Genomic DNA, 21340 nt, shown 5'->3' on the forward strand with positions numbered 1-21340 from the left:
AAACACCCAAATGGGTGCTATACTAGCTCCGCCAGTAGGACTCGAACCTACGACATCATGATTAACAGTCATGCGCTACTACCAACTGAGCTATGGCGGAATGAGATATAGTCCGTACGGGATTCGAACCCGTGTTACCGCCGTGAAAAGGCGGTGTCTTAACCCCTTGACCAACGGACCATATATTCATTAACAGAACATATCCCATTATATCAGAATTTAACTAATTGTCAAGCACTAAATTCTAAATTTTGCTCTTCGATTAATTTTTTGACACGTTTGATATTGCTTCTTGAGATTGGACAAGAATACCCTTCTTTCAACAACAACTGTTTCCTTTTCTTATCCATTCCAACGATCATACTTCTATTCACGATATAAGATTGATGGGGACTGAAATATCTCTCCTCCACATCTTTCTCCAAGACATCTGATAAACTTCCTGCAATTTCTTTTTGAAAATTTTTCCCAACTAAGTTTAATTTATAAGCAGAACCAACAGTTTCAATATAAAGAATATCTTTAAATGGAATTTTTATCTTTTTATCCTTAAAGTCATACTCAAAATAATCTGTCAAATCATCATTTCCAATTTGAATAGTTGTTAGGTACTCAATACACTCCTTGATTTTTAATCTAAATAAATCTTCATTCAAATTTTTATCAATAAAATCCAAGGCAGATACTTTATAACGATAGGTAATCGAAGCGAATTCTGATTTTGTAGTAATAAAAACAATAATAGCATAAGGATTTGCTTCTCGTATTTTTTGAGCAATTTCCAACCCACAATACTCATTGTCTTGGATATGAATATCTAGAAAATATAATTGGTGGATATCCGAATGCTGGATATAATTTTCAAATTCCGAAATTTTACCGGTAGAAATCACTTCAAGTTTAATTTCTAATTCCTTAGCAATTTCTGCAATATGTTTTTCTACCCGTATCTGTTGAGAGAGCTCATCTTCTAATAAAAAAATCTTCATTCTTGTTCGTATCCTCCAATCTTCAAAACTTGTAAAAAACGATTTCCTTGCAATTCCGTTTCTAAAAACATCGTTCCATAATTTGCTAAGATTTTTCTCACATTATTTAATCCTAGTCCTCTATTTTCTCCTTTTGTCGAATAGCCTTCTTCATATATTTTTCTAATATCAAAAGTGATTTCATTTGTTGTATTATGAATCACTAAGTAAACAATTTTTGAAATAGAGAAAATAGCAATATGAACTTTCTTTTCTTCTGCTTCTTTTGAAGCTTCCAAAGCGTTTGTCACTAGAATCCCAACGATTCTCACGATATCTAATAAATCAACTGGTAGTTGCTCGATTGGTTCACTCGTTTCAAAGGTCATTTCTACCCCAGCATCTCTTGCATCCAACCAGCCTCGAATCAAAATACTTCGTAAAGCAGAATCTTTGATATTGACCAAGTTGAATCCTGATAATGCTTCTGTATTGATCTCTTTATAACCTTTTTCCAATACTTCTCTATGGATTCTCTGTATTTCTGGAATATTTTCTTCCTCAATGGCTAACGACATAGAAATAACTAAATTTCCCAAATCATGACGAAATCCCCTGACAATAGAATAGAGACTTTGAATTTCAGCCATATACCGACTCATTTGTTGCTCAGAAAATTCTTTATACTCCAGTTCTAAATTTTTACGATACTGATCTCGCTCGATTTTCATATGGAATAAGCTGACTACAAAAGAGAAAAAACAAATCGTTGCCAACATACTCCCAAAATTTTTATATTGCGCTTGTTCACTAATCCATAAAGCAAAATTAATCACTACAAATATAGCAAAATAGACACAGATGAGTCTCTTTAAATATTTTTCAAATTCTTTCTCATAAAAAGGAGTGAAATCAAATTCAAATAGGTCAATTAACTTCAAAATGATTCCTAAAGAAATCAAACGAATGCACATATTGTAGACAATCGAGTAAGCTGCTACAACAGCATCCCCCAATACTGAAGAGACAATTATCGTCAGAAAAGTTGCTGTTCCTTCAACCGCTAAATAAGTAAAAAAAGAATAAAAAATGGCGCACAAGCGATTCGTCCGATTGGCATAATGATAATAAGGATATAAATAAACCGGCCATAAGAGCATATTTAAATCAGAGAGTCGAATATTTGAAAATAAAGTCACATCTAAAAATACTAAGAGACTTTCAAAAAGAAGAACAAAGGTGCTCAGCAGAAAGATAAATGCAAATTGATGTTCCTGATAGATTTTTTCGTCCACTAATGCAAACGTCAGAACAATGATCCCTCCCAAGAGAAAAGACAAGATTAATGACTGAATCACACAAACTCTCCCACTTTGTTTTTTCTATTTTATTATACTCTAGTATTATTATAAAAAAATAAAATTTTATATACAAAAAATTATAATATAAAATAGCCTAAAATTAAAGGGAATAGGTAAAATTGTAATGTTTTTAATGTTTTTGTTACATGAATGAAAACTATTTTACACAATTTATATAATCTACACTTTGCACTATATAGGGATTGTTAGTTCTTTTTTAAAATATTCCTAATAAATCATTTCATCACTATTAATCTATAGCAAAGTATACAAAAATTAATAGATAATGAAAATTTATACATTTTAACATAAAAGAAAAGATGCAGCAAAAGCTGCATCTCTCATTTGATCCCAGCAGGATTCGAACCTGCGACCGTTCGCTTAGAAGGCGAATGCTCTATCCAGCTGAGCTATGAGACCGAACTTACTTCATTTTAGCAGAAAAAGGAAGGAGCGTCAAGGTTATTTATGGTAAGGACTCCCCTGTTGAATCATGAAAGCACGATAGATTTGTTCCACCAACACTAATTTCATCAACTGATGAGGAAGAGTTAATTGACCAAAGCTCATTAATAGATTTCCTCTTTTTTTCACTTCAGGAGACAGACCAAGACTGCCTCCAATAACAAAAGTAAGGTTTGAATAACCAGATGTCATAATCTGGTCAATCGTTTGACTAAATTTATCTGAAGGAAATTGTTTTCCTTCGATGGCTAATACAATCACATATTCCTTATCTGAAATCTTAGAGAGAATTCGTTGTCCCTCTTTTTCAAGGATTTGTTGATTTTCGAGTTGACTGGCACGATCTGGAGTTTTTTCATCAACTAACTCAACCTGTTCTACTTTTGCAAATCGACCAAGCCTTTTAATATACTCCGCGATCCCATCTTTTAAGTATTTTTCTTTTAATTTTCCAACGGTTATCAATTTAATTTTCATTCCCCTATTGTAGCATAATTCTTCAATTCCACAAATAATCCACAGCTATAGAAAGGAAATCTATTCTATAAAGTCCTTTTTAAAGCCATTTCTCAACTAAATTCTACAAGTTATCCACAATTTGTGGATAACTTTAGTTATTTAAGATATAATTAAGAAAGTTTTTCTATACTCTAGACAATTTGATATCCTTAGGAGGAAAATATGAAATCTTCATCTAATTTACTGAAAAAAGTTGGAAACATAGCCCTCATTTTTGTTGTAGGTTTTCTAGGTGGTATTCTTGGAACCTTTTTAACCTTACAAACATCTCATTCTTCTACTTCAAATACTGAAAGTAAGCAAGTCCACTCAACCACTGTTAAAACAGCTTATAAAAATACAACCTCAACTAGTGAGGCCGTAGACAAGGTGAAAAATGCTGTAGTTTCTGTGATTACTTATTCTGATTCTTCGAATCAAGGGTTATTTGAAAAAGAAGAAAACTCTGACTCACAAATTTCTAGTGAAGGTTCTGGGGTCATTTATAAAAAAGAAGGAAAATATGCCTACCTTGTTACCAACACCCATGTGATCAATGGTGCTAAAAAAGTAGATATTCTTTTAGCAGATGGGAATAAAGTCCCCGGAGAAGTAGTTGGGTCAGATGTCTATTCTGATATTGCAGTCGTTCGTATTAGTGCGGATAAAGCAAAGGCAGTAGCTGAATTCGGAGATTCAAACCAATTAACAGTCGGTGAGACTGCAATTGCAATTGGTAGCCCTCTTGGAACAGATTATGCGAATTCTGTTACCCAAGGAATTATTTCCAGCCAAGGCCGCAATGTGAAATTGAAAGCCGATAATGGACAAAATATCTCTACACGCGCCCTACAAACAGACGCAGCCATCAACCCAGGAAATTCTGGAGGCCCATTAATCAATATTCAAGGACAAGTCATCGGGATTACCTCAAGTAAAATTTCAAATAACGGACAAACGTCAGTAGAAGGAATGGGATTTGCAATTCCTGCAAATGATGTTGTCAATATTATCAAGCAACTAGAAGAAAAAGGAAAAGTAGTTCGACCAGCTCTTGGAATCCAAATGATGGATTTATCCAACCTTTCAACTTCTGATTTAAGCCAATTAAAACTTCCTGAAAAAATCTCTGGAGGAGTACTAGTTCGTTCAACACTTGAAAATATGCCTGCTTCAGATAAATTGCAACGTTATGATGTCATCACAAAGATCGATGATACAGATATCGAGTCAACGGCAGATTTACAATCCGCCCTCTATTCTCACCAAATCAATGATACAATCAAGGTCACATTCTATCGTGATGGAAAACAACAAACAACTTCTATCAAGTTGACAAAATCAACTGAGGATCTGAGCGATTAACTTTCACTTTCTTGACATACTTGTAAACACACCTTTACGAATTTGTAAAGGTGTGTTATTCTATTCATAAGATGGAAAAATTAGAAAAAATAGCGGTAAAGGACATTCGAACCAATCCTTTCCAACCAAGAAAAGTATTTGATCAAGAAAAATTAGAAGAACTGGCTCAGTCAATCAAAGAAAATGGCTTAATTCAACCCATTATTGTCAGAAAATCTCCAATAATTGGTTTTGAATTGCTTGCAGGTGAAAGACGTTTTAGAGCTTCAAAAATTGCTGGATTAGAGCTTGTTCCTGCGATTATTAAAGAGTTAACGGATCAAGAAATGATGCGACAAGCCATTATTGAAAATCTTCAACGAGAAGATCTCAATCCAATTGAAGAAGCCATCTCCTACCAGAAGCTCGTTGATCATGGCTATAAGCACGACCAAATCGCTCAATTTATGGGGAAATCTAGACCCTATATCAGCAATATGCTTCGCTTGTTACATCTAGCTCCCTCTGTTCAAGAAGCAGTCATTCAAAATGATATTTCTTCGGCTCATGCGCGTGTTCTTGTTCCTCTTGATGAAGAAGAGCAGCGCTTTTGGTTGGAGCGAATCAAACAGGATCATTTAAATGTTCGAACATTAGAAAGCAAGATCAGTTCAAAAAGAAAACAGAAAAATAAAAAAGCAAAAGAGAGCTTCCTACTGGAAGAGGAACAGCGATTGAAAAAAATATTAGGAACAGATGTGACGATACACTCCTCTTCTCAAAATAAAGGAACTATCCAAATTTCTTTTTCCAGTCTTGATGAATACCAACGAATTATCAACAGCCTTAAATAAGGCTGTTATTTTTATTTTTTGTATTGACAAGCTTTTCCACCATAAAAATCTTTTGTAAATAGCAGAAAAATAAGGATATTCTCTAGTTATCCCCACTTTGTGGATAACTTTTAAAAACAATGTGAATTTAAATCCACAACTTGTGGAAAAGTTTAAAACTATAATTTAATTTCATGAAATTTAGCCTGTGGAAAACTATTTTTGTTTGTGGTAGAATAGGAGTACGTATGATTTGATACAATTCAAGAAAAGGAGGGAAGTCTGATAGTGTCACAAGAAGAGCAATTTTGGTCTCGTTTTTTAGAATTAGCCCAATTACAACTAAAAGATAGTGCCTATGATTTTTTTGTCGCCGATTCAAAATTAGTCAAAATCGATGGAGAAACGGCTACCATTTATCTTGATGGAAATTATAAAGAATTATTTTGGGAAACAAATCTAAAAAATGCTTTGATCACAGCCAGCTTTGAAGTCTACAATACAGATTTGAAGTTCCATTTCGTTTTTGAAGATACCGAAGAAATTCCTAGTAGTCATAGCAGTGAGAGTAGGAGATTATCTTCAGCTAGCTTAACAACCGAACCGTTGCCTAAAATTGATACAGGTCTGAAATCAAAGTACACCTTTGATAATTTTGTGCAAGGGGATGGAAATATTTGGGCGAAAGCAGCAGCGCTTGCAGTTTCTGAAAATCTTGCAACAACTTACAACCCTCTCTTTATCTATGGTGGACCAGGGCTTGGAAAGACTCACCTATTGAACGCAATTGGAAATCAAATCCTAGAAAATATTCCAAACGCACGGGTTAAGTATGTCCCAGCAGAAACCTTTATTAATGAATTTTTAGAACACCTTCGATTAGGAGAAATGAAGACGTTCAAGAATACCTATCGAAGTCTTGATCTCTTACTGATCGATGATATCCAGTCACTCGGCGGGAAAAAAGTCACGACTCAAGAGGAATTCTTTAATACCTTTAATGCCCTCCATAGCGACAACAAACAGATTGTTCTAACAAGCGATCGAAGTCCGGATCATTTAGACAGTCTTGAAGAGCGGCTGGTTACTCGTTTCAAATGGGGACTAACGCAAAATATAACACCACCTGATTTTGAAACTCGGATTGCCATCTTACGGAATAAAATTGAAGATCTAGACTATATTTTTCCTAATGACACACTAGAATATCTAGCTGGTCAGTTTGATTCAAATGTCCGAGACTTAGAAGGTGCCTTAAATGATATTTCTTTAATGGCGAAGGTGAAGAAACTAAAAGAAATTACGATCGATGTTGCAGCTGAAGCTATTCGAGCTCGTAAAAATGATAATAGCAAGACGCTTGTCATCCCCATTGAAAAAATTCAGGAAGCAGTTGGAGCCTTTTATGGAGTCAGTGTAAAAGAAATCAAAGGTTCTCGAAGAGTTCAGAATATTGTCCTAGCACGACAAGTGGCCATGTATCTTTCAAGAGAGATGACGGACAACTCACTTCCTCGAATCGGAAAAGAATTCGGTGGAAAAGACCACACGACTGTCATTCATGCTTATGAAAAAATTAAAAGTATGGTCGACACAGATGATAATCTACGACTCGAAATTCAAAGTATCAAGAAAAAGTTAAATTAATCTGTGGATAACTTCCTCTAAACTTCTAAGGGTTATGCACAATTTTTAAACAAGTAACTTTTTAAGTCATAGATAGGATTCTGAGAGTTTTCCACAACTTCCACACAATCTACTATTACTATTATCTTACTAATCATAAAATAAATAAAAGGAATGACCATGATAAATTTTTCTATTAACAAAACTTTATTTTTACAAGCACTAAATACTACCAAAAGAGCGATCAGTTCAAAAAATGCTATTCCAATCCTTTCCACGATTAAAATTGATGTCACTCCAGAAGGAGTTGCCTTATCAGGATCGAATGGCCAAATTTCAATCGAAAACTTTATTTCTATCAAAGACGAAAATGCTGGTTTACTAGTGACCTCCCCAGGTTCTATTTTATTGGAAGCAACTTTCTTTATTAATGTGGTTTCAAGTTTACCAGATGTTACTTTAGATTTTAAAGAGATTGAACAAAAACAGGTTCTTTTAATAAGTGGAAAATCAGAAATTACACTTAAAGGAAAAGATGCGGATCAATATCCACGTATTCAAGAAATTGCTGCAAGTAATCCATTAGTTTTGGAAACAAAATTATTAAAACAATTAATTAATGAAACAGCATTTGCAGCAAGTGTACAAGAAAGTCGGCCAATTTTGACAGGTGTTCACTTTGTTCTATCGGATAATAAAGAGCTAAAAACAGTAGCAACAGACTCTCACCGTATGAGTCAAAAAGTGATTACACTGGAGAAAAATGGAGATAACTTTGATGTTGTCATCCCAAGTCGCTCTCTTCGTGAATTCACCTCTGTTTTTTCTGATGATATTGAAACAGTTGAGGTTTTCTTTGCTAACAATCAAATTCTCTTTAGAAGTGAACACATTAGTTTCTATACCCGTTTGCTAGAAGGAAATTATCCTGATACAGACCGTCTCATTCCAACAGAATTCAATACAGAAGCAACCTTCAATGTGGCCAACCTTCGATTTGCAATGGAGCGTGCTCGTCTTCTTTCAAATGCTACTCAAAACGGAACGGTTAAATTAGAGTTCAAAAATGGAGTGGTTTCTTCCCACGTTCATTCACCAGAAGTTGGGCGAGTAAATGAAGAGATCGATACGAGCGCCGTTTCAGGAGAGGATTTGTCTATTAGCTTTAATCCAACTTATTTGATTGAAGCGCTCAAAGCTATTGACAGTGAACAAGTTGTTATTCGTTTTATTTCTTCTGTTAGACCGTTTACATTGGTTCCAGAAGGAAATGAACAAGGGTTCATTCAATTGATTACTCCAGTTCGCACAAATTAACAAAGGTGAATCATGTATACGTTAGGTGATTTTGTAGAAATGAAAAAGCCTCACGCTTGTGTGATTAAAGAAACAGGCAAGAAGGCAAATCGTTGGGAAATTACGCGACTTGGTGCAGACATAAAAATCAAGTGTAGCAATTGTGATCATGTGGTCATGATGAGTCGCCATGATTTCGAACAGAAAATGAAGAAAGTACTATAAAAGGTTCAGTCACTTATGTGACCGAACCTTTTCGATTATTTTAATTCTTCAAATTTTCCATTTTTAACTTCTTTGAAACCACCCTGTTTCATCATATCAAAAGTTGATTTAAAGCTGATATAGTCGACTTTTTTATCTTTTTGTGTCGTTACTAATTTCTTTTCAATTAGCTGATCTAAGTCTGCCTTTTCATAATTTAGTGTTGTTTTTTCAACCAAATAATCATCTTTATATTCAGCAGAATGTGTGAATCCTTTGACATCTTTGTATTCTTCATCATATTTATCGATCATTTCCTTTAATTGATCTTTCGTAACTCCCGCCTCTTTGTAATAAATAGTAGTGGTGGTTTGGTTACTGATCGCTTTATCACCTTTATGTTCTAGTGTAATACGAACATCTGTTTTCTTTTCTTGGTTGATTGCCTGAAGATAGGATTTTTGAACAGATTGTTGTCCACAAGCTCCAAGAAGAAAGAGAGGAAAGATAGCGATTAAAGAAAGAAAAATAGATTTCCATATTTGTTTTTTCATCTGAAAAACTCCTTTATTCATTGTTAAATAGAGTATACCATATTTATCTTTTTAGAACGTTACAGTTTGATGAAAAAATCTAGTTTCAAAGGTGATGAAATATTTCATTTTTCATCACTTGTCTTTTGAATTATGTTATAATGAAAGAGATTGAAATTTGAACGGAGAAAAAGAAAAATGGCATTAACAGCAGGTATCGTTGGGTTACCAAATGTTGGTAAATCAACCCTATTTAACGCAATTACAAAAGCAGGAGCAGAGGCCGCAAACTATCCCTTTGCAACCATTGATCCAAACGTTGGGATGGTAGAAGTTCCAGATGAACGCCTCCAAAAATTGACGGAAATGATTACTCCTAAGAAGACAGTTCCGACTACTTTTGAATTTACAGATATTGCTGGGATTGTGAAAGGGGCTTCTAAGGGAGAAGGACTTGGTAATAAATTCTTGGCCAATATCCGTGAAGTAGATGCCATTGTTCATGTGGTACGTGCTTTTGATGATGAAAATGTCATGCGGGAGCAAGGTCGTGAAGATGCCTTTGTTGATCCACTGGCAGATATTGATACCATCAATTTAGAATTAATTTTAGCCGACTTAGAGTCTGTCAATAAACGCTATGCGCGTGTAGAAAAAATCGCTCGTACACAAAAAGATAAGGATTCTGTTGCGGAATTTAATGTTCTACAAAAAATCAAACCAGTTCTTGAAGATGGTAAATCAGCTCGGACCATTGAATTCACTGAGGAAGAACAAAAAGTGGTGAAAGGACTTTTCCTTTTGACTACCAAACCAGTTCTTTATGTAGCTAATGTAGATGAAGATGTTGTTGCGGATCCAGATTCTATCGAGTATGTGAAGCAAATTCGTGACTTTGCGGCAACAGAGAACGCGGAAGTCGTGGTGATTTCTGCGCGTGCTGAGGAAGAAATTTCTGAGCTAGATGATGCAGATAAACAAGAATTTTTAGAGGCGATTGGCCTAACAGAGTCTGGAGTTGATAAACTTACGCGTGCAGCTTATCACTTGTTGGGACTTGGCACTTATTTCACAGCTGGTGAAAAAGAAGTGCGTGCTTGGACCTTCAAACGTGGCATGAAAGCTCCTCAAGCAGCTGGAATCATCCACTCCGATTTTGAAAAAGGATTTATTCGTGCCGTGACTATGTCCTATGATGATTTGGTCAAATACGGTTCTGAAAAAGCTGTAAAAGAAGCAGGACGCTTGCGAGAAGAAGGAAAAGAATATGTCGTTCAAGATGGCGACATCATGGAATTCCGTTTTAATGTATAAGAGAGTTAAAAAGATGTAAAGGTTGGAAAAAATATTTCCAACCCTTTTAGTGTTTTGAAAGGAAAGAGATGACGAAATTAATTGTTGGATTGGGAAATCCAGGTGATAAGTATTTTGAAACCAAACACAATGTAGGCTTTATGTTAGTTGATCAAATGGCAAAGTCTTTAAATCTTACTTTCTCCCATGATAAGATTTTTCAAGCTGATATCGCCTCAACATTTTTGAATGGAGAAAAGGTCTATTTTGTAAAGCCGACCACTTTCATGAATGAGAGTGGAAAAGCAGTCCATGCCCTTCTGACTTATTATGGTCTGGATATTGAAGATCTTTTGGTTATTTACGATGATTTAGATATGGAAGTTGGTAAGATTCGTCTTCGAGCGAAAGGATCAGCGGGAGGTCATAACGGAATCAAATCGATTATTAATCATATTGGAACTCAGACTTTTTATCGAATTAAGATTGGAATTGGAAGACCTAAGCAGGGCATGTCAGTGGTTCATCATGTCTTAGGAAAATTTGATAAAGACGATTACATCACCATTCTACAAACAATCGATCGAGTAGAAGAAGCGGTTAATGATTACTTGGTAGAAGAAAATTTTGAAAGAAGCATGCAGAAATACAACGGGTAAGTAGATGAATGTAATTGATTTAGTGAGTCAAAACTCCAACCTTCTATCCTGGCAACAAGGTTTACAAAAAAATAATAGGGAATTGATCTTAGGATTGTCTGCGACCACAAAAGCTGTTGTAATGGCTTCAGCCTTTGATTCTATTGAAAAAGCAGTCCTCATTACTTCCAGTTATAACGAAGCGGAACGATTGGCTAGTGATTTTATTGCCTTACTTGGAGAAGAGAAAGTTCATACATTTTTGGGAGATGATAACCCTTTAGCAGAATTTGTTTTTGCTTCACAAGAAAGGCAATTTGCACGATTAGAGGCTTTGAACTTTTTATGTCAAGAAGATCGTCAAGGCATCCTTGTGACCAATGTGAGTGGTATAAAACTACTATTACCTTCTCCTAAAGTTTTTTCATCTAGTATTTTTAAATTGAAGGTTGGTCAAGAAATAGACTTAACTACTCTGAGTGAAACATTACAAAAGATTGGCTATCAAAAGGTGAGTCAAGTTTTGCAACAGGGAGAGTTTAGTCTACGAGGAGATATTTTAGATATCTTTGAGATCGACCAACTCCAACCCTATCGGATTGAATTTTTTGGAGATGAGATTGATGGAATTCGAATCTTTGACCCAGAAAGCCAGCGTTCTGTTGAAAATGTTAAAGAAGTTCAACTGAAGGCAGTGAGTGATCTATTGTTGCAAGAGGAAGATTTTATACGTGGTCAGCAGCAAATAGAACAATTGCAAGAACAGAGTGCAAATGAAGAATTTAAATCTTATCTAGCAGAAATTCTGGGAGATATTTCTCAAAGGAAACTCCATCCGGATCTTAGGAAATTTATTAGTTTCTTTTACAAAAAGCAATATACCTTATTCGATTATCTCCCTAAACACACTCCTGTCTTTCTGGATGATTATCAAAAAATAGCAGATCAAATAGCGAGATTTGAACTAGATACAGCTAATCTCTTGACGGAAGATTTACATAAAAATAGAGCTTCTTCTCGCCAAGTGTATTTTGCAGACACCAGTACAACATTACGAAAATATACGCCTGCAACTTATTTTTCAAACTTTCAAAAAGGATTGGGAAATTTGAAGTTTGATCATTTGTATCAATTCAATCAATATCCCATGCAGGAGTTTTTTGGACAATTTGATTTATTAAAAGAGGAAATTGAACGGTATCGAAAATCAAACTATACTGTTATTGTCCAAGCAACTTCTCATCACAATCTTCAACAGCTCCATAAAAATTTAGAAGAATATGGAATTCGATTAGATTATATTGATGGGGATACGATCATCCCTCAAGCTAGTCAATTAGTTGTTGGAGGACTAGCTCACGGTTTCCAATTTGTTGATGAAAAAATTGTCTACATTACAGAATCAGAGATTTATCAGAAAAAGATCAAACGAAAGATTCGCAGGCAAAATATTTCCAATGCTGAACGCCTAAAAAATTATAATGAACTGGAAAAAGGGGACTATGTTGTTCACCAAGTTCATGGTATTGGTCAATATTTGGGAATTGAAACGATTGAAATTTCGGGTGTCCATCGTGATTATGTTTCCATTCAATATCAAAATGGAGATCGCATCTCGATTCCTGTCGATCAGATTCAGATGTTGTCCAAATACGTTGCAAGTGATGGAAAAACGCCAAAAATTAACAAGTTAAATGATGGGCGTTTCCAAAAAACGAAGCAAAAGGTTCAGACCCAGGTAGAGGACATTGCGGATGATTTGATAAAACTCTATGCAGAGCGTAGTCAATTAGAAGGTTTTGCTTATTCTTCAGATGATGAAAATCAAGAAGCTTTTGAACAAGATTTTCCATATATTGAAACAGATGATCAGTTGCGCTCCATTGAAGAAATTAAAAAAGATATGGAATCGAATCGTCCGATGGACCGATTGCTGGTTGGAGACGTCGGTTTTGGGAAAACAGAGGTCGCTATGCGAGCAGCCTTTAAGACAGTAAATGATCATAAACAAGTAGCAGTGCTGGTTCCTACCACTGTTCTTGCCCAACAACATTATGCCAATTTTAAGGAGCGTTTTGAATCTTTTGCAGTAGAAGTTGCTGTTTTAAGTCGTTTCCAGAGTAAGGCAGAGCAGAAAGAAACGCTTGAAAAGTTGAAAAAAGGACGAGTGGATATTATTATTGGAACTCACCGGCTCTTGTCCAAAGATGTTGTTTTTTCAGACTTAGGCTTAATCGTGATAGATGAAGAACAACGTTTTGGAGTGAAGCACAAAGAAACCTTGAAAGAATTGAAAAAAAAGGTGGATGTGCTTACCTTGACAGCTACCCCTATACCTCGAACTCTTCATATGTCTATGCTAGGAATTCGAGATTTGTCTGTCATTGAAACACCTCCTACCAATCGATATCCTGTGCAAACTTTTGTACTAGAGACCAATCCAACTATTATTCGAGATGCTGTGTTGCGGGAGATGGATCGTGGAGGACAGGCCTATTATCTTTACAATAAGGTAGATACAATTGAACAAAAGGTGTCTGAATTAAAAGAGTTGATTCCAGAGGCTTCGATTGGCTTTGTTCATGGCCAGATGAGTGAAGTTCGCCTGGAAAATACCCTGTTGGATTTCATTAATGGCGAATACGATGTCTTAGTGACGACAACCATTATTGAGACAGGTGTGGATATTCCAAATGCCAATACACTCTTTATTGAAAATGCGGATCATATGGGGCTTTCAACGCTTTATCAACTAAGAGGTCGTGTGGGACGAAGCAATCGAATTGCTTATGCCTATTTGATGTACCGCCCAGACAAATCTCTTACAGAAGTGTCTGAAAAACGTTTAGAAGCTATTAAAGGTTTTACTGAGTTGGGGTCTGGATTTAAAATTGCTATGCGAGATTTATCGATCCGTGGAGCAGGGAATATCCTTGGAGCTTCTCAATCTGGTTTCATCGATTCAGTTGGTTTTGAAATGTATTCTCAATTGTTAGAAGAAGCTATTGCTAAGAAACAAGGCCAAGAGCATCGTAGACAAAAGAGCAATGCAGAGTTGAACCTGCAAATAGATGCGTATTTACCTAATGAATATATTTCAGATCAACGTCAAAAAATTGAAATTTACAAACAAATTCGTGAAATGAATTCTGCGACGGACTATGAATATTTGCAAGATGAATTGATCGATCGTTTTGGAGAATACCCAGATGTTGTGGCCTACCTACTTGAAATTGGTTTAGTGAAAGCTTACTTGGATCAAGTCTTTGTTCGTCTTGTTGAGAGAAAACAACAAAAAGTGACAGTAAAATTTGAACCTATTGCCAAACAACTGTTTTTAACACAGGATTATTTCAAAGCTCTGTCAATGACACAGTTAAAGGCACAGATTGCAGAAGAAAAGGGATTGATTGAAGTGATCTTCGATATTCGAAATAAGAAAGATTTTGAAATTTTGGAAGCTCTGAAGCAATTTGGTCAAACCTTATTGGAAATTAAACAGGAAAAAGAAAAGGACTAGCAGTTCTTAGCTCATTTTTCGCATTTTATGTATAAAAAATGATACAATACTATGTTAGAGGTGACAGTATGAGATTAGATAAATATTTAAAAGTTTCTCGCATTATTAAGCGTCGTCCTGTTGCAAAGGAAGTTGCAGATAAAGGACGAATCAAAGTCAATGGAGTATTAGCCAAAAGTTCAACGGATTTGAAAGTGAATGATCAAATTGAAGTTCGTTTTGGAAATAAAGTATTGACGGTTAAAGTCTTGGAAATGTTGGATAGTACAAAAAAAGAAGATGCATCCAAAATGTATGAAATAATTAGTGAAACAAGGATAGAAGAAGATGCCTAAAAATATCGTTCAAATGAACAATAAATATATCAAAGACGAAAGTCAGCGAAAACGTTTTTTAGAAGAAGAAAGAAAAAAACGCAATCGTTTTCTGGGACTCGTCTTGATATTGGTCATGTTACTATTTATTCTTCCAACTTATAATTTAGCCCAGAGCTATCAATCGCTACAAGATAAAAAAGAACAATACAAACAGTTGGAAAAAGAGTATAAAGAAACAAGTGAACAAAAAGAATACCAACAAGACATCGCTAAAAAATTAAAAGACGATGATTATGCAACAAAATATGCACGCGCTAAGTATTCTTTTTCAAAAGATGGTGAATATGTTTATACCATCCCAGATTTACTCCCCCAATAACCGATGGAAAATATCTTACAAACAGTTAAACAATTCCTTGAATTTTCGGATGAAAAATTAGAGGAATTAAAAAAGAAAAACCAAATGATTAAACTTCAAAAGGATGAAAAGGAAAGGAATACAGGTGTCTAAACGATTTCTGCTCCTATTGTTAGTTCCAATTTTATTTATTGGGTCTCAAGCAGCGAGTATCGAGCAGTCTGAGTCTTCTCAGACAATGGCTCATCCATCAGAACTTTATTTTTCTTCAATTCCAGCGAATCCTAATGTCTATCGCAAAATTTCTGTTTTTTCTGATCCTCAGTTGAAAAAAGCAAAAGGAGAAATTCTTCCCAACACACCGTTTACAATCGAACAACTCTTTGTAAATGATGAAGGGAAAGCTGTATTTAAAATAGCAGATAAAGGATATGTATTAGCAGATTCTTCTGTCATTTTTTCTGATGTTGTGCAAGAAACACAAGAAAAAAAACAAGAAATGTGGCTAAAACCTGGTTTTAAAGTGTACGACCGACCCTTAATAAATGGTGCAAAAGAAAAAAGTACACCTCTTTCTCCTTATACAAAAGTGACAGTCTTACGTACAGCTAAGACTTTACGAGATGAGTTTGTGGAGATTGAAGGTCAGGGCTGGGTGAACAAAGCATTCGTTACTGAAAAAGATAATCGAATGGAAAAAGTTCAGGACTTGTTAAATAGTAAATACAATTCTCCTTCGTATGGAATCTATGTAAAACAATTAGAGACTGGAAATACTGCTGGAATCAATCCGCAAAAAGAAATGTATTCTGCCAGTGTAACGAAATTACCATACTTGTACTACGTCCAAGAACAGCTCAATAAAAAAGCCATTTCCCCAACTACAACCTACAAATATATTCCAGAAGTAAATGATTTCAAAGGAGGCTATGAACCAGAAGGAAGTGGTAGCCTTTCAAAAACACCCGATGGAAAAGAATACAGTGTTCAAGAGTTGGTAGATAAGATTGCAAAAGAATCAGATAATGTTGGACATAATATCTTGAATTATTATGTCACTCATCAATCAGATCAAGAATTCCAAAAAACTTTGGATAGGATTGCAAAGAAACATTGGGATGTTGAAAAAAGAGAAGCATCCGCTGAAATGGCTGGCAATGTCATGGAGGCTGTCTATCAACAAAATGGCTCTATTATTGATGCGCTCTCCTCTACAAAATATGATGATCAACGGATTGCGCGTGACCTTCCAGTAAAAGTTGCTCATAAAATTGGAGATGCCTATGATTTCAGACATGATGTTGCAATTGTATATACAAATTCACCCTATGTAATAGCCATTTTTACAGATCATTCGAATTATGATACGATTTCCAATATTTCAAAGGATATCTATGAGGTATTGAAATAATGGAAAAGCGATTTTTAGAGTTTTGTGAAAAACAAGATCTATTTACTTCCCATCGTCGTGTTTTAGTTGCCTTATCGGGTGGATTGGATTCAATGAATCTGTACGAACTTTTAGAAAAGAACAAAGAACGATTGAAAATCCAACTGGTACTCGCTCATGTTAATCATGGACAAAGACCAGAATCAGATTTAGAAGAAAGAGAACTTCGAACACTAGCTGACAGGCGCAAGACACGTATCCACGTTGCTCACTATTTGGGTGATTTTACAGAAGCAAAAGCTCGTACCTTTCGTTATGATTTTTTTAGACAGATTATGGAGAAAGAGAATTGTACTGCTTTAGTAACAGGCCATCATGCAAACGATCAAGCTGAAACAACTTTCATGCGCTTAATACGAGGAACTAAATTACGTCACTTGAGTGGCATTCCTGTACGCCAACCATTTGGAAAAGGTGAATTAATCCGTCCTTTATTGAGTTTTACCAAAGATGAATTAATGAAAATTCCTCATTTTGAAGACAGTAGTAATTCCTCACAGGATTATTTTCGCAATCGTGTACGCCATCAATACCTTCCAGAATTTGAAAAAGAAAATCCTCAAATGCAAGCAAGTCTTCGCTATTTAGCAGAGGAAGTGACTCAGTGGCACAAAGCACTGAAAGAATTGACTAGCGAGTTTACTATTCAGGATTTAGCTTTTTTTAGAACGTATTCTCATTCTGTCCAGTCTTTCTTATTAGAAGAGTATCTGGCACAATTTCCAGATTTACAACTTGGTAGAGTCCAATTTCAAGAATTACTAGATTTACTAAGAAAAAAAAGAAATTGTGTCCATTATTTAAAGTCGAATTATGAACTCCATCAAGAATATGATTTCTTTGAAATACAAAAAATCAGTCAAAAGTCGGATGACCAAGTCCTCCCATTTTTGTTAGAATTTGGGAATATCTTTGAGATTGCAAATTATAAATTATCTTTCGGCCACCCATTAGTAGGGAAAAATGTGGAAATTCTTTCTGTTTCACGCGAAACGCCCATCTTAATTAGAAGGCGAGAGGAAGGAGATCAGCTGCTTGTTAATGGCCACCATCAAAAATTAAGGCGGTGGTTTATCAATCATAAAATCCCAATTTCTCTTCGGCAAAAGGCTCTCATTTTAGAACAGAATCATAATATTCTTTCAGTCGTGGGATTGGTAACGAGTGATTTGAGTAAGCCCTCAAAAAGTGGTATAATGAAAGATAGTCTTTATATTCAAAAAATAGATAGGTAAAAACATGTTAGAAAAAGATATAAAAAAAGTATTGGTTTCACATGATGAAATTGTAGAAGCAGCAAAAAAATTGGGTGAAACCCTAACAAAAGAGTATCAAGGAAAAAATCCTATTTTCGTTGGTATTTTGAAGGGTTCTGTTCCATTTATGGCAGAGTTGATCAACCATGTTGATACTCATATTGAATTAGACTTTATGTTGGTGTCAAGTTATCATGGTGGTACAGCAAGCTCAGGTATTATTAATATTATCAAGGATATTGATCAGGATATTACAGGTAGAGATATTTTATTTGTGGAAGATATCATCGATACAGGTAAAACCCTCAAGAGTCTAAAAGAACTCTTTGAAGAACGAAATGCAGCATCTGTGAAGATTGCGACATTATTGGATAAACCTGAAGGACGTTTGGTTGAGATCGAAGCAGATTATACTTGCTTTACGATTCCGAATGAGTTTGTTGTCGGATATGGTTTAGACTATGAAGAAAATTATCGTAACCTACCATATGTTGGTGTATTAAATGAGGAAGTGTACTCAAAATAGAGGAGACTAGATGAATAACAGAAAAAACAACGGTTTTGTTCGAAATCCTTTTCTGTATTTGTTGATTATTGTAGCGGCTGTGACAGGATTCCAGTACTTTTTTGCGGGTAATGGAGTTGGTCAAAGTCAGCAAATCAACTACACAGAATTGGTCAAGGAAATTAAAAATGATAATGTCAAAACGATCAGTTACCAACCAAATGGTAGTGTGATTGAAATTGCAGGGACCTATAATAAAGCAAAAGAATCAAAAGAAGATACAGGGATTCAATTCTTTACCCCGAGTGTTCAAAAAGTATCTCGCTTTACTAGTGTCATCCTTCCATCTGATATTACTGTTAATGAATTACAAAAATTAGCAGCTGACCACAAAGCAGAAATCACCATCAAGCGTGAGAGCTCAAGTGGCATGTGGATAACAATTCTCACTTCAATTGTTCCATTTGTTATCGTCATGTTCTTCTTCTTCTCCATGATGAACCAAGGCGGTGGCGGAGGTGCCAGAGGCGCAATGAACTTTGGTCGCAATAAAGCCCGTGCTGCTAATAAAGAAGATATTAAAGTTCGTTTTTCAGATGTAGCAGGAGCTGAGGAAGAAAAACAAGAACTTGTTGAAGTTGTTGAGTTTTTGAAAGATCCAAAACGCTTTACTAAATTAGGAGCAAGGATTCCAGCAGGTGTGCTTCTTGAAGGACCTCCGGGAACTGGTAAAACCCTTCTAGCAAAAGCAGTAGCTGGAGAAGCTGGAGTACCATTCTTCAGTATCTCTGGTTCTGACTTTGTTGAAATGTTTGTCGGAGTCGGAGCTAGTCGTGTTCGTTCACTTTTCGAAGATGCTAAAAAAGCAGCCCCAGCCATTATCTTTATCGATGAAATTGATGCTGTTGGGCGTCAACGTGGTGTAGGTCTTGGTGGCGGAAATGATGAACGTGAACAAACCCTCAACCAGCTCCTGATTGAGATGGATGGTTTTGAAGGCAATGAAGGAATCATCGTGATCGCAGCAACCAACCGTTCTGATGTTCTTGACCCTGCCCTTCTTCGTCCTGGCCGTTTTGACCGTAAAGTATTGGTTGGACGTCCAGATGTGAAAGGTCGTGAGGCGATTCTTCGTGTTCACGCTAAGAATAAACCACTTGCTCAAGATGTCGACTTAAAACTGGTTGCTCAACAGACACCAGGATTTGTCGGTGCTGATCTTGAAAATGTTTTGAACGAAGCAGCCTTGGTAGCGGCTCGTCGAAATAAAAAAGTAATTGATGCTGCTGATATTGATGAAGCAGAAGATCGTGTTATTGCAGGTCCATCTAAGAAAGATCGGACGATTTCACAAAAAGAGCGAGAAATGGTTGCTTATCATGAAGCTGGTCATACAATCGTTGGTCTGGTCTTATCAAATGCTCGAGTGGTTCATAAAGTTACCATTGTTCCACGTGGTCGCGCAGGCGGTTACATGATTGCCCTTCCTAAAGAAGATCAAATGTTACTTTCTAAAGAAGATATGAAAGAACAATTAGCAGGGCTCATGGGAGGACGTGTTGCCGAAGAAATTATTTTCAATTCGCAAACAACAGGTGCTTCAAATGACTTTGAACAAGCCACTCAAATGGCGCGTGCAATGGTGACAGAATATGGTATGAGTGAAAAACTTGGACCGGTTCAATATGAAGGAAATCATGCAATGTTTGGTGCCCAAAGTCCACAAAAAATGATTTCAGAACAAACAGCTTACGAAATCGATGAAGAAGTTCGTGGTCTGTTGAATGAAGCCCGTAATAAAGCTGCGGAAATTATTCAAGGAAATAGAGAAACGCATAAACTGATTGCCGAAGCTCTATTAAAATATGAAACCTTGGATAGTGTCCAAATTAAATCATTATATGAAACAGGAAAAATGCCCGAAAATTCAGAGCATGAATTAGAAGAAGAAGCAAAACCTCTATCATATGATGAGATTAAGTCAAAATTAGAAGAAAACAACTAATTTAAAAGAAGGAAAATATTTCCTTCTTTTTTTATTAAAAAAGTGTTGACAGAGTAAAAATATTCTGTATAATAGAATATGTTGTAAAAATGGTCCGTTGGTCAAGGGGTTAAGACACCGCCTTTTCACGGCGGTAACACGGGTTCGAATCCCGTACGGACTATCGATAAACTGTCACCAAGTGGCAGTTTTTTTGTGTATCTGAACAAAATAGTTAAAATAATAACCAAATAGTTAAAAAAACGTACAGAATAGAAAAAAAGTCCAAGGGGCTTCTTTATTTTTATAAAATACAGATAAAAGTAAAGGAGAGCTTATGGAATTTAATAAAATGTATCAAAAAGTAAAATATATCGTAAGAAAATGTGAAAAAGAATATTATATTCAATTATGGGAAAAAGATGATTGGGAACAAGAAGGTCAGCTAACTCTGTTTGAACTTTATCAAAAGAATCCTGAAATTGAAACAAATGAAGAATTACTTTATACATATTTCAAAACAAAATTTAGAAATCATATTAAAGATAAAATAAGACAACAGGAAAGTGATAAAAGAAAAATTAATAGACTTCCATATATTGAAATTGGGGAAATTAGCCACAGAATTTCATCAAGAAAAATGTATTTAGACGAACTGGTAGTTCTAAGAGATTCTTTAAAGGATTTTAAAGAAAAATTAACAGTAAAAGAAAAAGAACAATATGAAGCATTACTAACAAACAGAAGATGTCAAGGAAAAGCAAAAATGAAAAAGAAACTAGAGAACTATCTAAAGGATTTTAAAAATACCATTTAAAAACTGAAAGTTAACAGTGTTTAAAAAAACTTTCAATAAAATAAATTTTTTTGAGAAAAAGTGTTGACAGTAAG

At 35.4% G+C, this 21340-nt stretch carries 20 protein-coding genes and 4 tRNA genes; 17 read left to right on the forward strand and 7 right to left on the reverse strand.

Annotation, left to right across the window (positions count from 1 at the left end; all coding sequences use genetic code 11):
• Positions 1-26 precede the first annotated feature (26 nt).
• The 6 genes from HMPREF2686_RS05730 to rlmH all read right to left on the reverse strand — a co-directional run bounded on the left by HMPREF2686_RS05730 (position 27) and on the right by rlmH (position 3271).
• Positions 27-100 (reverse strand) — tRNA-Asn (locus HMPREF2686_RS05730).
• An 8-nt stretch (positions 101-108) separates the two neighbouring features.
• A tRNA-Glu gene (locus HMPREF2686_RS05735) sits at positions 109-180 on the reverse strand.
• Between the two features lie 50 nt (positions 181-230).
• Positions 231-989 carry a LytR/AlgR family response regulator transcription factor gene (locus tag HMPREF2686_RS05740; protein ID WP_070449643.1) on the reverse strand — a complete coding sequence of 253 codons (759 nt, stop codon included), beginning with the start codon at positions 987-989 and terminating at the stop codon, positions 231-233.
• Complete coding sequence (locus HMPREF2686_RS05745; protein WP_021154164.1) at positions 986-2326, reverse strand: sensor histidine kinase; 1341 nt, start codon at positions 2324-2326, stop codon at positions 986-988. The genes HMPREF2686_RS05740 and HMPREF2686_RS05745 overlap by 4 nt, the downstream gene beginning before the upstream one ends.
• A 349-nt stretch (positions 2327-2675) precedes the next feature.
• Positions 2676-2749 (reverse strand) — tRNA-Arg (locus tag HMPREF2686_RS05750).
• Between the two features lie 42 nt (positions 2750-2791).
• Positions 2792-3271 (reverse strand): 23S rRNA (pseudouridine(1915)-N(3))-methyltransferase RlmH, encoded by a 480-nt coding sequence (gene rlmH, locus HMPREF2686_RS05755; RefSeq protein ID WP_021154165.1) that lies wholly within the window; start codon positions 3269-3271, stop codon positions 2792-2794.
• 204 nt (positions 3272-3475) lie between these two features.
• On the opposite strand from rlmH, the gene HMPREF2686_RS05760 reads away from it, so the two are divergent.
• The 5 genes from HMPREF2686_RS05760 to HMPREF2686_RS05780 all read left to right on the forward strand — a co-directional run bounded on the left by HMPREF2686_RS05760 (position 3476) and on the right by HMPREF2686_RS05780 (position 8616).
• Positions 3476-4657 carry a serine protease HtrA gene (locus tag HMPREF2686_RS05760; protein ID WP_021154166.1) on the forward strand — a complete coding sequence of 394 codons (1182 nt, stop codon included), beginning with the start codon at positions 3476-3478 and terminating at the stop codon, positions 4655-4657.
• Positions 4658-4728: 71 nt separating this feature from the next.
• A complete protein-coding gene (locus HMPREF2686_RS05765; protein ID WP_049495811.1) occupies positions 4729-5490 on the forward strand; it encodes a ParB/RepB/Spo0J family partition protein in 762 nt (253 codons plus the stop codon).
• 267 nt (positions 5491-5757) lie between these two features.
• Positions 5758-7116, forward strand: a complete 1359-nt coding sequence (dnaA, locus tag HMPREF2686_RS05770) for a chromosomal replication initiator protein DnaA (RefSeq protein WP_070449645.1) — start codon at positions 5758-5760, stop codon at positions 7114-7116.
• A 159-nt stretch (positions 7117-7275) separates the two neighbouring features.
• Positions 7276-8412: a DNA polymerase III subunit beta gene (gene dnaN, locus HMPREF2686_RS05775; protein WP_070449649.1), complete on the forward strand. Its 1137-nt coding sequence runs from the start codon at positions 7276-7278 to the stop codon at positions 8410-8412.
• Positions 8413-8424: 12 nt separating this feature from the next.
• Positions 8425-8616, forward strand: a complete 192-nt coding sequence (locus HMPREF2686_RS05780) for a DUF951 domain-containing protein (protein ID WP_003002008.1) — start codon at positions 8425-8427, stop codon at positions 8614-8616.
• Positions 8617-8651: 35 nt separating this feature from the next.
• On the opposite strand, the gene HMPREF2686_RS05785 is transcribed toward HMPREF2686_RS05780, so the two are convergent.
• The gene (locus tag HMPREF2686_RS05785; protein ID WP_070449652.1) at positions 8652-9149 is read right to left on the reverse strand and encodes a DUF1307 domain-containing protein; all 498 of its coding nucleotides are present in this window, start codon (positions 9147-9149) and stop codon (positions 8652-8654) included.
• Positions 9150-9326: 177 nt separating this feature from the next.
• Between HMPREF2686_RS05785 and ychF the strand changes: the two genes are divergently transcribed.
• The 12 genes from ychF to HMPREF2686_RS05840 all read left to right on the forward strand — a co-directional run bounded on the left by ychF (position 9327) and on the right by HMPREF2686_RS05840 (position 21266).
• Positions 9327-10442 carry a redox-regulated ATPase YchF gene (ychF, locus tag HMPREF2686_RS05790; protein ID WP_003010773.1) on the forward strand — a complete coding sequence of 372 codons (1116 nt, stop codon included), beginning with the start codon at positions 9327-9329 and terminating at the stop codon, positions 10440-10442.
• Positions 10443-10510: 68 nt separating this feature from the next.
• Positions 10511-11080 carry an aminoacyl-tRNA hydrolase gene (gene pth, locus HMPREF2686_RS05795; protein ID WP_003009246.1) on the forward strand — a complete coding sequence of 190 codons (570 nt, stop codon included), beginning with the start codon at positions 10511-10513 and terminating at the stop codon, positions 11078-11080.
• A gap of 4 nt (positions 11081-11084) precedes the next feature.
• Positions 11085-14579 carry a transcription-repair coupling factor gene (gene mfd, locus HMPREF2686_RS05800; protein ID WP_070449655.1) on the forward strand — a complete coding sequence of 1165 codons (3495 nt, stop codon included), beginning with the start codon at positions 11085-11087 and terminating at the stop codon, positions 14577-14579.
• Between the two features lie 68 nt (positions 14580-14647).
• Positions 14648-14914 carry an RNA-binding S4 domain-containing protein gene (locus HMPREF2686_RS05805; protein ID WP_003002258.1) on the forward strand — a complete coding sequence of 89 codons (267 nt, stop codon included), beginning with the start codon at positions 14648-14650 and terminating at the stop codon, positions 14912-14914.
• Positions 14907-15275, forward strand: coding sequence for an FtsB family cell division protein (locus HMPREF2686_RS05810; protein WP_003009251.1), 369 nt, complete (start codon positions 14907-14909; stop codon positions 15273-15275). The genes HMPREF2686_RS05805 and HMPREF2686_RS05810 overlap by 8 nt, the downstream gene beginning before the upstream one ends.
• 3 nt (positions 15276-15278) lie before the next feature.
• A complete protein-coding gene (locus HMPREF2686_RS10700) occupies positions 15279-15407 on the forward strand; it encodes an SP_0009 family protein (RefSeq protein ID WP_003009253.1) in 129 nt (42 codons plus the stop codon).
• Complete coding sequence (locus HMPREF2686_RS05815) at positions 15400-16665, forward strand: serine hydrolase (protein ID WP_261673677.1); 1266 nt, start codon at positions 15400-15402, stop codon at positions 16663-16665. Before HMPREF2686_RS10700 ends, HMPREF2686_RS05815 begins: the two co-directional genes overlap by 8 nt.
• The gene (gene tilS / locus HMPREF2686_RS05820) at positions 16665-17939 is read left to right on the forward strand and encodes a tRNA lysidine(34) synthetase TilS (protein ID WP_049507426.1); all 1275 of its coding nucleotides are present in this window, start codon (positions 16665-16667) and stop codon (positions 17937-17939) included. Before HMPREF2686_RS05815 ends, tilS begins: the two co-directional genes overlap by 1 nt.
• A gap of 4 nt (positions 17940-17943) precedes the next feature.
• Complete coding sequence (gene hpt / locus HMPREF2686_RS05825; RefSeq protein ID WP_070449660.1) at positions 17944-18486, forward strand: hypoxanthine phosphoribosyltransferase; 543 nt, start codon at positions 17944-17946, stop codon at positions 18484-18486.
• 10 nt (positions 18487-18496) lie between these two features.
• Positions 18497-20470, forward strand: coding sequence for an ATP-dependent zinc metalloprotease FtsH (gene ftsH / locus HMPREF2686_RS05830; RefSeq protein WP_003002062.1), 1974 nt, complete (start codon positions 18497-18499; stop codon positions 20468-20470).
• Between the two features lie 91 nt (positions 20471-20561).
• Positions 20562-20633 (forward strand) — tRNA-Glu (locus tag HMPREF2686_RS05835).
• Positions 20634-20786: 153 nt separating this feature from the next.
• Positions 20787-21266, forward strand: a complete 480-nt coding sequence (locus tag HMPREF2686_RS05840; RefSeq protein WP_070449663.1) for a transcriptional regulator — start codon at positions 20787-20789, stop codon at positions 21264-21266.
• Positions 21267-21340: the final 74 nt, after the last annotated feature.

The organism is Streptococcus sp. HMSC057G03 (genome assembly GCF_001808745.1).
Lineage (GTDB): Bacteria > Bacillota > Bacilli > Lactobacillales > Streptococcaceae > Streptococcus > Streptococcus parasanguinis_Z.

Bases quoted from the DNA above. Each gene is read 5' to 3' on its own strand.
- HMPREF2686_RS05740 (WP_070449643.1), bottom strand. From the start codon at position 989: ATGAAGATTTTTTTATTAGAAGATGAGCTCTCTCAACAGATACGGGTA.
- rlmH (WP_021154165.1), bottom strand. From the start codon at position 3,271: ATGAAAATTAAATTGATAACCGTTGGAAAATTAAAAGAAAAATACTTA.
- HMPREF2686_RS05760 (WP_021154166.1), top strand. From the start codon at position 3,476: ATGAAATCTTCATCTAATTTACTGAAAAAAGTTGGAAACATAGCCCTC.
- HMPREF2686_RS05765 (WP_049495811.1), top strand. From the start codon at position 4,729: ATGGAAAAATTAGAAAAAATAGCGGTAAAGGACATTCGAACCAATCCT.
- dnaN (WP_070449649.1), top strand. From the start codon at position 7,276: ATGATAAATTTTTCTATTAACAAAACTTTATTTTTACAAGCACTAAAT.
- HMPREF2686_RS05780 (WP_003002008.1), top strand. From the start codon at position 8,425: ATGTATACGTTAGGTGATTTTGTAGAAATGAAAAAGCCTCACGCTTGT.
- HMPREF2686_RS05785 (WP_070449652.1), bottom strand. From the start codon at position 9,149: ATGAAAAAACAAATATGGAAATCTATTTTTCTTTCTTTAATCGCTATC.
- ychF (WP_003010773.1), top strand. From the start codon at position 9,327: ATGGCATTAACAGCAGGTATCGTTGGGTTACCAAATGTTGGTAAATCA.
- pth (WP_003009246.1), top strand. From the start codon at position 10,511: ATGACGAAATTAATTGTTGGATTGGGAAATCCAGGTGATAAGTATTTT.
- mfd (WP_070449655.1), top strand. From the start codon at position 11,085: ATGAATGTAATTGATTTAGTGAGTCAAAACTCCAACCTTCTATCCTGG.
- HMPREF2686_RS05805 (WP_003002258.1), top strand. From the start codon at position 14,648: ATGAGATTAGATAAATATTTAAAAGTTTCTCGCATTATTAAGCGTCGT.
- HMPREF2686_RS05810 (WP_003009251.1), top strand. From the start codon at position 14,907: ATGCCTAAAAATATCGTTCAAATGAACAATAAATATATCAAAGACGAA.
- HMPREF2686_RS10700 (WP_003009253.1), top strand. From the start codon at position 15,279: ATGGAAAATATCTTACAAACAGTTAAACAATTCCTTGAATTTTCGGAT.
- tilS (WP_049507426.1), top strand. From the start codon at position 16,665: ATGGAAAAGCGATTTTTAGAGTTTTGTGAAAAACAAGATCTATTTACT.
- hpt (WP_070449660.1), top strand. From the start codon at position 17,944: ATGTTAGAAAAAGATATAAAAAAAGTATTGGTTTCACATGATGAAATT.
- ftsH (WP_003002062.1), top strand. From the start codon at position 18,497: ATGAATAACAGAAAAAACAACGGTTTTGTTCGAAATCCTTTTCTGTAT.
- HMPREF2686_RS05840 (WP_070449663.1), top strand. From the start codon at position 20,787: ATGGAATTTAATAAAATGTATCAAAAAGTAAAATATATCGTAAGAAAA.